Below are 16,121 nucleotides of genomic sequence, written 5' to 3' on the forward strand. Positions count from 1 at the left end.
ATGGAAATGATATCTATTAATCGTTTTGACGGGGGGAGTGATCTCGGTATGGAACTTAAAGAAAGCCTGGCTGCCTATTTTAAAGAAAACGCCGATTATTTCCATGTTGAAATTCGATTGCTGCAATATGAAGTTCAGATCATCGGTCTGGATTCTTTGGTTGATCTGCCCCAGAGCATCGCGTCCCTTCAAACCCAAACCTCAAACCTGGTCCATGCTTCACTCCAGCCCGCTGCTCTTCTGAAAATATTGGGCAAGCTTATTGAGCCTAAGCTGGAAGCGATTGTACCTGAAATCATAAAGGGCAATCTGATCCTATTCGAACCCAAGTCCGGGACTTGCAGCGCCGTCCTTCCGATATCCAAAAATGTCACCCGTTCCGTTACTTCACCCGAGACCGAAAATACGCTTTACGGAGCAAGCAGCGCTTTTCAGGAGGATATCAATACGAACATCGGCATTTTGCGAAAGCATTGCTCCGGAGGCTCCATGCAAGTGGAGACCTATAAAGTCGGGAAGAATTGCCCTAAGTCATTATTGTTAATTTATCATGAGAATCGGGTCGCCCCCCGGTTACTGCATTCCGTTCAAGCGAAAATCAAGGCGGGACGGGACCAGGAGGTTGATCATATTCAGCAGCTCGGGAACATTCTGGGCGTGAACCCATGGTCGTTCGTCCCCAACTTCAACATGACGGAAATGCCGCAAAATGCGGCCCATTCCCTTCAACAGGGCAAAATCGTACTCATGATAGACCGTTATCCTTTCGCGATTATTTTGCCTAGTCTCATTATGGATATGTTCTGTTTGAAGGATGATTATAATTACGCCCTCCCCTTCATGTACCTGATCCGGTTCTTAAGAATCGTTGGCGCCTTGATCGCTACGATCATTCCCGGATTATATGTTGCCCTGGTATCCGTCAATCCCGAGGTTCTAAGACTTCAGCTGGCCTTATCGATTGCAAACAGCAGACAGGATGTCCCTTATCCTGCCTTTGTCGAGACACTCTTGCTTCTCATTGTTCTCGAGCTCATTCTGGAAGCGAGTGTGCGTCTTCCCAAAAGCGTCGGCCCCACCATTACGATGGTTGGCGGTATTATCTTGGGCCAGGCCGCCGTATCCGCCAAACTTGTCAGCAATCTGCTGATTATCGTTCTGGCAGGCACAACCATTGCTTCTCTACGGTTGTCGGATTTCAGAACTCGGTGACTTTACGCGTGTTCAAATATGTGCTGATTATCCTATCCGCCATCTACGGCATGCTGGGTCTTCTCGCCGGGATCGTTGTCGTATGTGCTTACTTAGGTCAACAAACAAGCATGGGCATTCCTTACTTATCGTTCCCTGCATTCAATAAGAAGGATGAGCGAAATGGATAAGAGCGGTTATCAGGCAACCATTTTATACGTCGTTTGTCATATGGGGCTTATCTTTTTTCTCTATCCGTCCGATCTGTTTACAGCCATGGACATGGGACACTGGATCGGAATAGGGATAAGCTATGCGCTCCATACCGCTGCACTTTACGTTTATCTGAAGGGGCTCACCTGGACTGCCCAGAAGAACGTCGTGGATATGTTCCGCAGCACCGGAACCTTTTTCACTTGGCTGTTGTTGATTCCCGTCTTCTTTTATTTTGGCATAGCGATCATCATAACGCTGAGAGCGTATTCGGAGATGCTGACCTTGGTCTTTTTATCGAGCACGCCGTTATGGGCGATCCAGCTGCTATTGATCGGCATTGCTTTTCTTATGGCCTGGCAAGGAATGGCCAGCATGGCACGCACCGGGGTCCTCTTGGTTATCCTGTTTTCGTTCCCCATTTTGTTTGTTCTCTGCCTCAGCTTTCAAAATGTGGACTGGTATTATTTGCTGCCGATCATAGATCGCGAGCAGACCTTCCATTTCTTAATCAAGCCCGATTTTCTGGTCAGTTTATTCGTGTATGCAGGCGGCTTCTTTTTTCTGGGGCTGTTACCTCCGTCCATACATATCAGTCTAAAAAAAATGATGCTGGGCTGCCTCCTCCTGCTTCCCATGTTCCTGTTATCGGTATATTTGCCGCTCCTGACCTTTGGGCAAGCAACCGCCGAATTGTACGAGTTCCCCATGCTCATGACCATCGACACCGTGAATATTACATGGCTCTTGTTCGATCGGATCACGATTTTTTTCCTGTTGAGCCTGATGGCGTTTGCCATGCTGTACTTGGGAGTCACGCTATGGATTCTCTTGACGCTTACGAAGCGTGCAATTCCGGTTATCCCGAATCTCTACCTGTTGATTGTACTGACTGCCGGATTGTTTGCCATTTCCATGGCTATTCCCAACTGGGATTTCCTGAAGAAGCTGCAAGGGTGGATCATACCTCTCAGGATGTATATTTTTCTGATCGTTCCACTGATCACGTTCATCATCGGATGGCGGCACAAGCATAAAGCAAGCCGCACAACGGAGGTTACTTAATATGAATAAGTCGGATATAAACAACTCGCATATGGACAACCCGGCTAAGCCCCGCACGGCGATCAAGCTCATTCTATTACTGGTAGGAGCGGTCCCCCTGCTTGCCGGCTGCTGGGATACCAAGGACATCAACCATCGGTCGCTTCCGGTCATCATGGGCATTTCGTTAACTGAAGAGAATCAATATAAGGTGTTCCTGGACATTCCGGCAACGAATGAAACGAGCTCGGTCAACATCGTTTCGGAAACCGGCGACACGATCAATGACATCATCGATGATATAAGCATGAATATGGAGACCCAGGTGGATCTTCTGCATTTGAAGATCGTTATTGCAGATAAAAACGTTGCCCGCAGAGGGATGGAGGATATTATATCCGCCTTTAACCGCTCCAGGGATATCTCCTCCAAAACGCTGTTAGCCATCAGCGATCAACCCCTGGATCAATTCTTCTCAGACATGGAAGCGAAATCGGAGCAAAACGGCAGTATCATCTATGATTATTTCGAGAAAAATGCCGGCTGGAACCCCCAATTGGCCGACACGCGCGTATGGCAAATGTTTCGAAGCATTCATTCCTATACGCATGATGTGATCGTCCCGATCATTCGTTCCGGCCAATCCACAAGCATCGAATGCCTGGGCGCTGCCATCATCAAAAATGGACGGATGACAGGCCAAATCGGAACCGATGAAACGCTTGTGGCCAACGCCTTTTATGGAAAAAGCGCATTCGGCAAAATCGAGGTCATGGATAGCGCCACCGTTCAAATCACCAGCAACCGGCTATCCCATCATAGCTGGCTTCAGGATGGCAAGCCTTACCTTCGAAGCCATCTCAGGCTGAAGGTTACCATTCTGGACTCCAGGGGACATCCGACAGAAACGCAGATCAAAGAAAAACTCGAAGAGCTCCTCACCCTCAGGCTGAATAAGATGTTTCGGAAAACGCAAAAAGAACAAGCCGATATATTGGCCTTGGGACAATACTTCAGAAAGCACTTGACTCGGGAACAGCTTCAGGATTGGAGATCAGGATACTATCCCAACCTGGATTTCAAGCTGCGCATAACGACCGTGGTCGAAAATCGGGGCAATCTTAAGCATTTGTGAGTTTTAACATCGATGGGGTTAGCACATCCGAGATGAGCTTTTGGAGGACAAGCGGGAAATGAATCGGGCATCCCTACATAAGATTGATGTTTACGTAAGATTGATGTTAATGAAAGTCTTCTCTCTTGGTGGGAGCGCAGAGAAGTGAATACCGTGGAGCTTTGAATATATAAAAAGAAGCGGGTTAACTCCCCCCGCTTCTTTGGTGCTTCATTCATCAAGTTACTTCCCTGTCATGTTTTTGATCTCATCCTTCAGTTGTTCCGATTTCGGTCCGAACACAACCTGAACCGCACCTTGGCCGAGTCGCATGACTCCGGCTGCGCCGAGCGTTTTCAAAGCGGAGTCGTTCACGGCCTTGTCGTCTTTAACCACAAGACGAAGCCGGGTGATGCAAGCATCGACGCTAACGATATTGTCCTCGCCGCCGATGTTAGCCAGCACCTTGGCAGCCTGGCTGTCATTACCGGCAACCGCACCTCCTGCGCCTTCAGCGCTTTCGGTCTCCTCGCCATCATCCTCGCGTCCAGGCGTTTTCAAGTTCAGCTTGACGATCAGGATTCTGAACAGCAGATAGTATACCACGCCGAAAGCCAAGCCTACCGGCAGGAGCAGCCATGCGTTGGTAGACAGCTTCAGATTCACCAGGTAGTCGATCAAGCCCGCCGAGAATGAGAAGCCCAGATGGACATCAAGGACGTACATGATCAATCCGGAAAGACCTGTCAAAATCGCATGCACCACATATAATACCGGAGCAACGAACATGAACGCAAATTCAAGCGGTTCGGTGATCCCCGTCAGGAACGATGCTACTGCCGAACCGATAAAGATCGAGCCGACGAGCTTGCGTTTGGACGGCTTGGCTGTATGAATAAAGGCCAGTGCCGCAGCAGGCATCGCAAACATCATGATCGGGAAGAAACCGGACATGAACATCCCGGCCGTCGGATCTCCCGCAAAGAAACGCCACAGGTCGCCGTGAACGACTTCGCCCGCGGCATTGGTGTAATCCCCAATCTGGAACCAGGCGATGGAGTTTAATACGTGGTGCAGACCCAGAGGGATCAGCAAGCGGTTGGCTGTACCGAAAATGAACGATCCAATGCCTTCAAGACCGACAACCCAGTTGCCGAAGGCGGAAATGGCATCCTGGATTGGGCTCCAAATCATGCCGATCAGCACCGCAAGCACCATCGTGGAGGCTGCCGTGATAATCGGAACAAAGCGTTTACCTGCAAAGAAGCCTAGCCAGTCCGGCATTTTAATCTTGTGGAATTTGCCATACAGGTAGGCAGACCACAGACCGACAAAGAATCCGCCAAGCACGCCCATATTCAGCTTCACGTCATCCGGTATAAACGGCATTTGCAGCGGAACTTTTTCCAGCACTCTCGTTAGCACCATGTACCCGATAAGGGCGGAAAGAGCCGCAACAGCGTCCCCGGCGAATCCGATCGCAACCCCGATCGCAAAGATAATCGGCAGATTATCCAAAATCGCAAGGGCCCCGGAAGTCATGAACGGAGTTACATATTGATTCAGAAAAGCTCCGAGAGCTCCCAAAGGTATATCCTTTTGATAGTCGATCAATCCAAGCCCCTGCAAAATCCCTGCTGCAGGCAATGTGGCCACCGGCAGCATAAGAGACTTACCCAGCTTTTGCAATTTAGCCAGCATGTCAATCATCCTTTCAACTTCAATAATTTAGCATTGTTCTGAAAACGTTTACATAATGCGTCGAATGAACAATTATTTTTCCCCTTCCATCCTGGAAAGAAAAAACTTCGGGTAAATCCTCCTCCTCGCAAGCCTCATGTATTCATCATTTTAAGGCAGCATGAAATTCAATTCCGACAAAAAAAGCCAAGAAGATTGACGAATATACAATATCGTCCACATCTTCTTGGCTCATGCCCATGTCCATGGTAACACGCCTTAAAACGTATTCATTTGATGTTGTAATCTTAATTCAGGCTTCCCATATTGTCAATAACAAAAATATTCTTTTTAGGAATTAAGGGTGATGCTGAGTACGGGATCCGTGCCTGCAGTCACATTTCCTGTATGTCCTTCCACGGAAGCCGACAATTCATCAGCATTCGTAACAATGATCGGAGTCACGGTTGGATAACCCGCCGCCTTGATGGCCTCGATATCGAATTCAATCAGCGTTTGGCCGGCTTTCACCGAATCCCCGACATTCACATGGCTGGTATAGCCCTCTCCCTTCAAACCGACGGTGTTAATGCCGATATGAAAGAGATACTGCAAGCCGGTTGCTGGATCTTCCAGCATTACCGCATGCTTCGTTTTAATGACATGCGCCACCGTTCCGTCAAATGGAGCGATCAAACGCCCCTCCGATGGCTCGATTGCAATGCCCTTACCCATATGTCCAGCTGCAAACGCCTCATCCGGCACCTCCGACAACGGAACGGCCTTTCCGGATAATGGAGCTTTCACCTGAATAGCAGTAGCGGTCTTCTTCTTCTTCCAACCAAACATTATGATTCCTCCTTGAGTTGATTCTTCTGCTGCAATCGGCCCGTAAACAGGCGATAAAGATGCATGGCCAAAAAGCAGACCTCCGCTTCCGGCACTTCCTTGCCAAGCTCCCGCTCCATCATGGCAGCAAGCTCTTTGGCCAATTCATATTCATCCGCAAATTTTGCGCGGATCTGCTCCGCAAACGGGTTATCGACATTTACATCCTGATTCAATATACGGTCGACCGAAAAGCGAAGGTGCATAAGCAGCCGCACGTAATCCATGCTTCCCCGGTCGAATCGGATCCGTCGCTTTGTCTCGATTTGCTTCACAAGTGCACCCACCACATTGGAAGCCTTCACGAGATGGCCTACAGGCACATGGCTGACCGCCGAATAAACGTGATAGGTCAAGAAACCAATCTCATCCTCCGGTACGGTGATATGAAAGGCCTGTCCGATAAGCTCTGCCGCTTTGACAGCAATTTCGTATTCCTTAGGGAAGCTGATTCGGGTCTCTTCGAGGAAAGGGTTGATGATATCCATCCCTTTTCGGATCCGATAGACGGTAAATTGGATATGGCTTGGCAAAGCCAAGTAGACCTTGTCGTTTAAAGTACCCGGGAATTCCTGCACAATCATATTCAGAATCTGATCGGTAATGTCCATCACCAACGGATCAAATTCCTCGAGCAAATGATGGGCCTGGCTCCATTGCTCGCGGTCTTCCAGCTTAAAAAGCTTCTCGATCCGGGAATCGCTTGCAGAAATTTCCGCTCCAGCTTTGATCCCGAAACCGATTCCTTTGCCAAGGATCACATATTCGGATTCTTTCTTGCCGCCGGTTGCCATGACGACATTGTTACCGATGACGCGAATAACCGTAAACGATTCGAGCCCGCTCATAGACTTCCCCCTTTCCTTAAAGTTTAACAAAAGAGCCTCGAAAGGATGCATGGGCAGCATATTAAATAAGCCAAGAAAAGACGTCCCCGAAGGATGTCTCTTCTTGGCTCATGCCCTGTTAAGGTAACACGCCGTCTACCGTCTAGTTATGACTCCATCATAAATCAAGCGCAATGCATTCGTCAACATGCGACAAGAACGCACATGTTTTCTGAAGGCCCCGGACACGATTAGAGCCCGGCGCCTTCAGGCTCCTTGGTCCCCGGTTAATTCTTTGATTGCGGCAACGACCTTCTCCATACGTACCGGCTTCATAATATAACCGTTCGCCCCGTATCCCAGATACTGATCCCGGTCCATCGCCCTTGCGGTCATAATAATGATCGGCAGGTCCGCCCAATCGGGATTGCTTCGAATTCGTTTCAATGCCTCCACTCCGTCCATCTCCGGCATGACGATATCGAGCAGAACGAAATCGATCTCCGGATGCTTTTCCAGAAGCTCCAGACATTCATATCCGTTCTGAGCCGTGTATACGGTCATGTGAAGATTCTCAAGCGCATTGGTCAATCCGTACACATTGCGGATATCGTCATCCACGATCAGCACGGTTTTGTGCTCTAGTTCCTTTAGACATTCCGGCTCCTTAACTCCGGTCGTCTGATAGTCCTGCAGAATCTCCTCACTCCGGGCTGCAGCAGCCTCAGGCATAATAAAGAGGCTTTCGACCGTCTCGGAATCCGTTACGAGCGGAAGGTATAAAATAAATGTGCTCCCCTTGCCCTCCTCGCTCTCGACGGTGATATAACCGCCCAGCAGCTTGGCCAGGTGAAGGGAAATCGAGAGTCCGAGACCCGTCCCTCCGAATTTGCGCGCCGTCATCTCTTCCCCTTGGTGAAACGCCTCAAAGATCGAATGAAGCTGATTCGAGGCAATACCGATTCCCGTATCCTCCACCGAGAAGGCAATCGCTTCTCCGGTGATCATGAAATCGGAAGTCACGATGGAGTTCATCTTCGACACGTGCAGTCGTACACGGCCGCTCTCGGTAAACTTGATTGCATTGGACAACAGATTACGAAGAATTTGATGCAGTCTCAGCCCGTCGCTGTAGATGATATCCGGTAAGTCGTCGTCCATTTCGATCACGAAGTCCAAATTTTTCGACTCCGCGCTTTTGGCGAAATATCCCCTCATTTGCTCTGGAAGCTCCGTGAGATTGACCAAATCCATATCAATCTGCATCTTGCCTGCCTCAACCTTAGATAGATCGAGGATATCATTGATCAAGTTCAATAATTCACTGCCTGAGTTATGAATGACTGAAGCATAGTGCTGCTCTTCTTCCGTTAAGTTTCCGTTTTTGTTCTCGGATAAAATCTGCGAGAGGATGAGCATGCTGTTCAGCGGTGTTCGAAGCTCATGCGACATATTCGCCAAAAATTGCGATTTATATTTCGAGCTCTGCTCGAGCTCCTTGGCGTAATTCTCCAGCTCTTGCGCGGCAATGAGCGCCGCTTCCTTCTGGGTTGCGAGCTTCTCGTTTAGCAGCTGCATTTCAACCGTATGGGTTTGCAGTTCTTCCGTTTGGGTCTGCAGCTCTTCGGTCTGGCTCTGCAGCTCCTCATTCAATGTCTGCGATTCATGGTACAGCTGCTGGATTTCCATTTTGCTGCGAATCGAGTTCAGCGAGATGCCCAGCTGATGGGTTAACTGCTCCAGCAGCTGCATCTCCAGCGCATCAAGCGGCCGGAACATGGCCAGCTCAATCACGCCGAGCACCTTATCCTCGAAGAGAACGGGAGCCAGGAGCAGCGTGGAGGGCTCCGCATCGCCAAGCCCGGATTCGATCCGCACATAGTTTGGAGGAATATCATCGAGGATGATCATCCGCTTCTCCAGCATGCACTGCCCTACCAAGCCTTCGCCAGGGAGGAAGCGGTCTCGCACCTTATCCCACGGTTCACCGTCAGGATCAGCGAATGCGGCTGCCTTGACCAGCTCCGGACCTTTGCGAACGATAAATACCGCACCATACGGCAGATTTAGAATAGAAGCCAGCTTATGAATATAAAAACGGGAGGCCGTCTCCACCTTATCCGCAGATTGCAGCAGTGTGGACATGACGTTGACATGGTCCTTCGCCCAATTTTGCCTGCTGACCAACGCCAGCAGCTCATTGGTCGTATCCGCCAGCTTGCGAACCTCATCATGGGAATGAACTTGAACTCGCTGCGCGAGACTGCCTCCCTTGACGATATCCGAAATCATATGCGTCACCTGCAAAATTGGCCTTACAATGCTCTTGGAGACGAACCAGGCGGCCCCGATCGTAATGAAAGCAGCCCCTGCCCATAATGCATACATCGTATACAGCAGATTGGTATTGCTATGTCTCATGTCATCGATGCGGGCGGCGGTCAGCTCACGCTCCGTTTTACGGAAGGATAAGAACATGTCATGGATCGAATCCATCGCTTGCTGTCCGGGATCATTGATGAAGAAGTGGAGGGCTTCCTCATCGTGCCCAAGCTGCTTCAATTGAACGGCCGGTTGGCCTGCTACTTGTATCCATTCCTTGATGTTTTCCTTGATATTCTCGAGATGATTCGCCTGCTCGGCATTGTCGCTAATTAGCTGGTACAGCTTATTGTAGTTGATCTGCCATGCGGTTAACGCATTATTGAACGGTTCGAGATAATCCTCGTCCCCTGTAATGACATACCCCCGCTGGCCGGTTTCCATCTCCAGCATATTCTTCTCGATCTCATGCGTTAGATTGTGGACCTCGATGTCATGCTGCTCGATAAAATCCGCTTCTTGCTGCAAGGAGGAGATGCGATCCGAGACGATCCATAAAAAGGCTCCCAGACACAGTAAGATCAGCAAGTATCCTAAAACGATCTTGATGCGTATGTTGATTTTCAGGTTGTTCGACAAACAGCCAATCTCCCCCATCTTCATCAGAATAAGTCTGTCCCTATCATCATAGTAATTGTTATGAAAATGGTTTACAAGGCAAAACCTGCTTGGAAAACGGCAATGTTACTTTAGTCGTAGGCAGTCAGATTTAGATCGTTCGCAGCCACTGTAAACCATGCTGGCCGTGTTCCAGCCGCTCTTTCGGCTGTTGCGCATAAGGAGGCTTATTCGTGTGACCAACCATCATTCGCCTGAAAGCGACATGATTCCAACCAGGCATGTTTACCATCCGAGACGTATTGCCGAAAGCCCTTCGGGAAGGGGGCGTGCGGACGTATCTTCGGCGCAGCTTCCGCTGCTGCGGGGAATGGCCATGTCCGAAATTCATCTGGATCGCGGCGGCGGCCTTCCTCCCCACTGGCATCCGGATACCGATGAGCTATGCTACGTGATTCAAGGAGAAATCAGCTACCATCTCCACGATCCGGACAGAATGCAGGAGCGTTCATATTTGTTGACGTCCGGACAAGTGGCTCACGCTCCGATCGGATGGCTTCACTGGATTACGGGCTTTGCTTCAGGTACCATTCTTCTGCTTGTTTACCGGACGAGCAACCCGCATCAGGTGGAAGCGGCAAGGATATGGAGCTTGTCTTCACACGACGGGTTGTCCGCCGAGAAGCATCCCGTCAAGGAACACCCGCTGCCATCACCGGTCCCGCTTATGAGCCCGCCTGAAGTCCGGGAGTCGCAAGCCTCATCAGCGCCGGCGCCCCCCGCACTCTTCATCCCGAGATCCAACAAGAAGAACCACAAATAGCCGTTCATCGGCTGTTTGTGGTTCTTTTCATGAAAAGTATTCGTATTATGTAAGGAAAATCTAGACCATGGCGTCACAGCAGGATCAAGCTGATGCTGACCGCCGGGGGTGGCCCTTAGTCAATATAAAAGCGTTGCTCCGGCCGGATTTGCTTCTTCAGGATGCGTAAGTCCGCCTCCAGTCTGGCCACCGTCTCTTCCAGTTCCACAGGATCCAGCAAGGGCCGCTCGGGCTCGGGCTTTACTCCCGCCTTCAAATCCCTAATAATAATTTGCTGCTCCTGCCATTTATCCATAAGATCCGAGATCGTAGCATAAAAACGTTCGTAATCCTTGATCACTTCGTCCAGGAAGGTATCCACCTCCTGCTGGTCGTATCCACGCAGCTTGGTTGAGAATTCTTTCTCATGGATAGACAAAGCGTCCAGTTGAATGCCAAGCTGCCGGAATAACTTTTTCTGTTTATCCAATCGGCGTTTCATGTGTTCATCCATTGTGATTTACCTCCAAATATTGGTACGGCTACTTAAGCAATCGGTATCTCCCTATCTTTTTTTATATCATATTCGCCGTCGTGATTAAAACTGTCCGGGGCTTTTTTGGAGAAAGTTCCAAAAACGAATGGACATGCCGTGAATCATCCCAAATGATTGTTCAGGCCCGATTTCGGGTATTGTCATACAAGAAGCATTTCATCAGATCGAGAGGAGCGACTATCATGAATGCCAAGACGAAACAACAATATGAGCAATTGAAGCAGCGCATGCTTCAGGACAAAGCGCGTCTGGAGCAACAGCTCTCCGATCCGGATTCCGTATCCGGGGAATCCCTTCGGGATTCTACCGGCGAGCTCAGTGCCGCCGACAATCACCCGGCCGACACCGGAACCGAAGTGTTCGAACGCGGACGCGATCTGGCCATCGAGGAATCGCAGCACATGGAGCTGGAACAAATCAATGCAGCCTTGGCTCGTATGGAACGCGGCGAGTATGGGCATTGCACCGTATGCGGCCAAGAGATCCCGCTTCAACGGCTGGAAGCAGTGCCTTACACGGCCTACTGCATCGACCATGCACCGAATCGGGCATTATCGGATGACCGCCCGGTTGAAGAGGATGTCATGACAGCTCCGCCATCAGGCGCAGGCATCAACCGGCAGCGTATGAGCGGCAGGTTTGATGACGCCGATGCTTGGGACGCCGTGAACGATTACGGCACGTCCACTTCGCCGGCCATGTCCGTAAAACCCGGACAAGACGATTACAAGAACTAGGTTATGCCGATCTTTCCCGCATTAGAAGACAAAGCTGACACCTGCACGGTCTACAGGTGCCAGCTTTTGTGCTGTGGTATATTACTCAATGGAACGGATATTCGTGGCAAAAAACTCGTATTCTTGATCCGCTTCGCTGCGTTTATTTTTATAAGGCTCCAGCAGCTTATCCAGCTCCTTGAACAGATTTCTGGCCTCATCTTCGGTCATATACAGCGTCGTATTCGTCAGCATCGAAGTTGACTCTTCATCGTTGTTGAGGTATTTAAAGAACCGCTCCCTGTTCTGATTGAACAGCTCCGACAGCAGCTTATTGGTCTCGGAGCGGATCAGCTCCTTGATGACCGGCTCTTCCGTATCGTTGCCGCGCTTGATCCGGATCGCACCAGCAAATGGCTCGTAGTATTTTGCAATGATACCATTAATCTCTTTGGTCGAGACAATCTTGACCAGCTCGATTTTCTCCAGCTTTTTCATATGATAATGAACTTTGGCGGGCACATCCCCCATCCGGTCCGCTACTTCCTTAACGGTGGCCGGACGGCCCATTTTGTTAAGTACGTTCAAAATTTGGAGTCGATATGGATCCGAATATATTTTTATTTCTTCCAGTGTCGTCAAATCCTTACTCTCCACACCGAACACCTCAGCTTTGCAAATTTCGTTCCTCTCATTATAGGCCTAGAAGCTCGAAATTACAAAGCGTGTCATTCATTTAGATCGTCACCTAGATCGCACGGAAGCTCTTCTTGCGGAGCAGAAACATGACGGGCAGCATCATGACGATCCCCATAATCATAAACAAGATTGGGGGCGGTTGGTGCTCCGCTATGACCCCTGTGATAAAGCTGCCGACAGGAATGGCTGCCGTACACAGTACCGACATCAGCGCACCGACTCTCCCAAGGAGGGCTTTCGGCGTCACTTCCATGATGTAAGTCGAGATGGGAGTATTTAAGATGGTTACGGCAACGCCCGCCAGGAACATACATCCAGCAGCCGCTTCGAGCCGAAATGCCGGCAGATTGCCCGGGATGCCTAATGCGAAGTAGCTAAGGCCAAGCAGAATGGAGCCTGCTATGATCAATGTGCTCTTTTTGAAAGACTTGCCGTAGCGTCCCATCCAGATGCCGCAGCAGACCATCCCGATCAGAAGAGAACTCCCCAATACGCTCATTCCCCCTGCGCCTACCCCCAGCGTTTCTTTGACGTACACGGGCTGCAGCACGTTCAAGGGTGCAAGACAGAAATTGTTGATCATTGCAAGCACCGTTGTGATGAGAAGCAAAGCGTGCTGTTTGACGAAGGCAAGCGCTTCCCGGATATCACCGATCACTGACCTCTTCGCCGGTTCAGTAACCGCAGGACTTCCGCTTATCTCTGCTGCTGCCTCAGCGGCTTCCGGATTCGGCATGAATGCGATGATCAACGCCGCGAAGATAAAAGTACAAGCATCGATCAAGATGGTTCCCGAAATTCCGATCAGGGCGATGAGGGCCCCCGCTGCGGATAATCCGATTAACTCGGCGCTGCGGCTGATCGATGTGGAGAAGGAGTTGCCGGTCATCAGCTTATCATGAGGAAGCAGTCTCGGCACGATCGACATTTCCGCGGGTCTTGAAAAGCATTCCAGCGTGGAGTTGATAAACGTAATGAAGAACAAATGCCACACTTCAAGGAGTCCGAAGGCAAATAGAACCGCTGTAATGGACACCATGATACCACGTCCCAGATAAATCACGATGAGTACACGCTTCTTCACCCATCGATCGACGAATGTTCCGGTAAACAGACTGAACAGCAGCCCGGGCACAAAATTAAAAGCAAACAACGACCCCATTAAGAGCTCCGATCCTGTCAGCATATAGACCATCCAGCTGTATGCGATGGAATCCAACGAATCACCAAATCGCGTAACCGCTTGGGCGGTCAAATACAACAGATACGGCCTATGGCTCAGAAGCTGGCTGAATCCTCTCTTTTCTAACACGGCGGCATTTTGCATACTTTTTCTCCTCTTCGATTTCGATTTGATAACTTCCCTTTTAAATCAGGCACCGTAAAAATCTTTAACATGGACAAGAAATTCCTTTTAAAGGCACCAGAAAATCCTTTTAAAACACAAGAAATCTTTTTAAAAGCACAAGAAAATCCTTTTAAAAGCAAAATAATCGCTTTAATGGCAACGTTAAAAATTTTGGATTCGTTAAAATATTTTTAACGTTAAGTTTATTTTATCGATTGTGGAGAAGAATGCAATAGGCAAAAAAAATAAACCGCCAATGCAGCGGTTTAAGAATGTAAATCTATTGATTATATATGGAATGGCTTGTCCTCTACCGGCGGGATTTCGATACGCGACGACGTTCGCGCGGAACGAAGGCAGGCCTCAATCGCCCGGATGTTCCTTATTGAATCGTCAGGTCCATAAGGCAATGGCCTACCGTCCATAACCGCGGCAGCCATGGCATCCGCCTGCAGCGCAAAATGGTTGTATATGCCGACCTTCTCTTCCCGGCTCCCCTTCGGGGTATGAATGCAGATTTGGGACATATGCTCCATGCGTTCCCATCCGAATGCGCAAGGAAGCTCAATTCTTCCTTCGGTTCCCGAGATCTCAAGCGAACATCTGGAATACGTCCACATCCCGCATTCGAAGGTCAGCCCAAGCCCGCTTCCAAACTCCATCATGCCATGCACCATCATATCCACGCCGTCATGCTCTTCGGAGAAAAATGCGTGGGCCGTCACGGCCCGAGGCTCCTGGCCATAGATCATTCGGGCAGCCGAAATCGGATAGCACCCCACATCGTAAATCGAGCCTCCGCCCATTTCTTGGCTGTAGCGGACATTTCCTTTATCACTCGCATTATTGAAAGTAAATGAGCCGTGGATGCCTCTAAGCTCACCGATTTCACCGCTCTCAATTATTTCGCGTACACGTGCATGCTTCGGGTGATAGCGGTACATGAACGCTTCAGCAAACAGAACATCATGGGCTTTGGCCACCTCCGCCATTTCCCTGACATCCGCTTCAGTCAATGCAGCCGGCTTCTCGCAGAGCACATGCTTTCCTGCCTCAGCAGCTTTAATGCTCCATATCTTATGAAGGTGATTGGGCAGCGGAATGTAAACCGCGTCAATATCGGGGTCATGCAGAAGCTCGTCGTAGGAACCGTAATGTCGATCAATATGATAGCGCTTGGCGAGCTCGGCCGCCTTCTCTTTATTGCGGCTTGCGACCGCTTTCACCTCACAGCGTTCCGATTTCAGGATGCCAGGTATCATGGCATTTCGTGCAATCCGAGCGGTGCTCATAATTCCGAATCGCAATTTCCTGCTCATATGGCCATTCCTCCTTCGGATCATCGTTGATGTTCGTGACTATTGACTATCCAAAATTATCGCTGACCGCTTTATGAAGAATTCCCAGGCATCGATCCAGATCTTGTTTGACCTGCTTTTTATACAGCTTGGCCTTCTCGACTCCTTCGTCGGTGAAATGGTAGAGCACGATTTCTTGAAAATCGACACGCGGATCATTGCCCTTCAGCTGCTTCGTGCGATACAGCACGCCTTCTTGTACAAGCTCATGCAGTGCACGGTAGATTTCGCTCTGCGGCGGCGAATAGCCATGATCCTTAAATTGCTGGCGCAGCTCCTCCAGCATCTGATATCCGTATCCCCGCTGCTGCTCAACCATCGTAATAAGATAAACCTTGATAAAAGCACGCTGCGCGATCATAAAAGCCATTCGAATGCCTCCTTACTGTCCGGTTCTCTTCCCGTTTGTTAAGATATCAGAAAGTATAAGCTTCGAAGGATCTGCTGCCTGATATCTCAAGAAAAACCACCGCTAAACGCGGTCTGTCTACATTGAGAGTACCTCGATAGACGTTTTTCTTATTTTCCATTATAACCCACAGTTTCCCAGTCTGCACAATAGGAGGCATCCCCTTCTTTTAACCAAAATAAGGTGGATTGAAACGTGTTGAGTAGGTATTGGGGAGGGCTGATGCGAGGATGTAATTTGTGCATCTCACTATTGCGAATTTTTCATATGTTGAAATTATTATTGTTCGCATTTAGATCGGTAGTTCGGACCAGGTTGGTTCTCGCGTCACAGACA

At 49.5% G+C, this 16,121-nt stretch carries 13 protein-coding genes and 1 pseudogene; 5 read left to right on the plus strand and 9 right to left on the minus strand.

From position 1 onward, the window contains the following. Positions 1-48 precede the first annotated feature (48 nt). From J2Z18_RS17375 to J2Z18_RS17385, 3 genes and pseudogenes are all read left to right on the plus strand, one after another. Positions 49-1,382: pseudogene (locus J2Z18_RS17375) on the plus strand (spore germination protein). Beyond that, a complete protein-coding gene (locus J2Z18_RS17380; RefSeq protein WP_007128605.1) occupies positions 1,375-2,469 on the plus strand; it encodes a GerAB/ArcD/ProY family transporter in 1,095 nt (364 codons plus the stop codon). Before J2Z18_RS17375 ends, J2Z18_RS17380 begins: the two are co-directional and overlap by 8 nt. Before the next feature lies 1 nt (position 2,470). Continuing rightward, positions 2,471-3,583, plus strand: coding sequence for a Ger(x)C family spore germination protein (locus J2Z18_RS17385; RefSeq protein WP_007128606.1), 1,113 nt, complete (start codon positions 2,471-2,473; stop codon positions 3,581-3,583). A 222-nt stretch (positions 3,584-3,805) separates the two neighbouring features. Here the strand turns inward: J2Z18_RS17385 and J2Z18_RS17390 are convergent, their stop codons facing one another. From J2Z18_RS17390 to J2Z18_RS17405, 4 genes are all read right to left on the minus strand, one after another. After that, positions 3,806-5,263, minus strand: coding sequence for a PTS transporter subunit EIIC (locus J2Z18_RS17390; protein ID WP_007128607.1), 1,458 nt, complete (start codon positions 5,261-5,263; stop codon positions 3,806-3,808). Positions 5,264-5,593: 330 nt separating this feature from the next. Continuing rightward, positions 5,594-6,091, minus strand: a complete 498-nt coding sequence (locus J2Z18_RS17395) for a PTS sugar transporter subunit IIA (RefSeq protein ID WP_007128608.1) — start codon at positions 6,089-6,091, stop codon at positions 5,594-5,596. Further along, positions 6,091-6,978, minus strand: coding sequence for a BglG family transcription antiterminator (locus J2Z18_RS17400; RefSeq protein ID WP_007128609.1), 888 nt, complete (start codon positions 6,976-6,978; stop codon positions 6,091-6,093). Before J2Z18_RS17400 ends, J2Z18_RS17395 begins: the two co-directional genes overlap by 1 nt. A gap of 246 nt (positions 6,979-7,224) precedes the next feature. Then, a complete protein-coding gene (locus tag J2Z18_RS17405; protein WP_040738169.1) occupies positions 7,225-9,918 on the minus strand; it encodes a CHASE3 domain-containing protein in 2,694 nt (897 codons plus the stop codon). A gap of 214 nt (positions 9,919-10,132) precedes the next feature. Here J2Z18_RS17405 and J2Z18_RS17410 point away from each other — a divergent pair, with 214 nt between their 5' ends. Then, positions 10,133-10,720: a cupin domain-containing protein gene (locus tag J2Z18_RS17410; RefSeq protein WP_007128611.1), complete on the plus strand. Its 588-nt coding sequence runs from the start codon at positions 10,133-10,135 to the stop codon at positions 10,718-10,720. A gap of 115 nt (positions 10,721-10,835) precedes the next feature. On the opposite strand, the gene J2Z18_RS17415 is transcribed toward J2Z18_RS17410, so the two are convergent. Further along, on the minus strand, positions 10,836-11,213 hold the full coding sequence (locus J2Z18_RS17415) for a DivIVA domain-containing protein (protein ID WP_007128612.1): 378 nt from the start codon (positions 11,211-11,213) through the stop codon (positions 10,836-10,838). Between the two features lie 224 nt (positions 11,214-11,437). Here J2Z18_RS17415 and J2Z18_RS17420 point away from each other — a divergent pair, with 224 nt between their 5' ends. Beyond that, positions 11,438-11,992 carry a TraR/DksA C4-type zinc finger protein gene (locus tag J2Z18_RS17420; protein ID WP_007128613.1) on the plus strand — a complete coding sequence of 185 codons (555 nt, stop codon included), beginning with the start codon at positions 11,438-11,440 and terminating at the stop codon, positions 11,990-11,992. 81 nt (positions 11,993-12,073) lie between these two features. Here the strand turns inward: J2Z18_RS17420 and J2Z18_RS17425 are convergent, their stop codons facing one another. From J2Z18_RS17425 to J2Z18_RS17440, 4 genes are all read right to left on the minus strand, one after another. Beyond that, on the minus strand, positions 12,074-12,613 hold the full coding sequence (locus J2Z18_RS17425) for a winged helix-turn-helix domain-containing protein (RefSeq protein WP_244152653.1): 540 nt from the start codon (positions 12,611-12,613) through the stop codon (positions 12,074-12,076). 106 nt (positions 12,614-12,719) lie between these two features. Continuing rightward, complete coding sequence (locus J2Z18_RS17430; RefSeq protein WP_007128615.1) at positions 12,720-13,997, minus strand: MFS transporter; 1,278 nt, start codon at positions 13,995-13,997, stop codon at positions 12,720-12,722. Positions 13,998-14,305: 308 nt separating this feature from the next. Then, positions 14,306-15,337 carry a Gfo/Idh/MocA family protein gene (locus tag J2Z18_RS17435; RefSeq protein WP_210095101.1) on the minus strand — a complete coding sequence of 344 codons (1,032 nt, stop codon included), beginning with the start codon at positions 15,335-15,337 and terminating at the stop codon, positions 14,306-14,308. Positions 15,338-15,383: 46 nt separating this feature from the next. Beyond that, positions 15,384-15,746 (minus strand): replication termination protein, encoded by a 363-nt coding sequence (locus J2Z18_RS17440; RefSeq protein WP_007128617.1) that lies wholly within the window; start codon positions 15,744-15,746, stop codon positions 15,384-15,386. Positions 15,747-16,121 lie beyond the last annotated feature (375 nt).

This window comes from Paenibacillus lactis, from assembly GCF_017873605.1.
Classification (GTDB): domain Bacteria; phylum Bacillota; class Bacilli; order Paenibacillales; family Paenibacillaceae; genus Paenibacillus_AQ; species Paenibacillus_AQ lactis.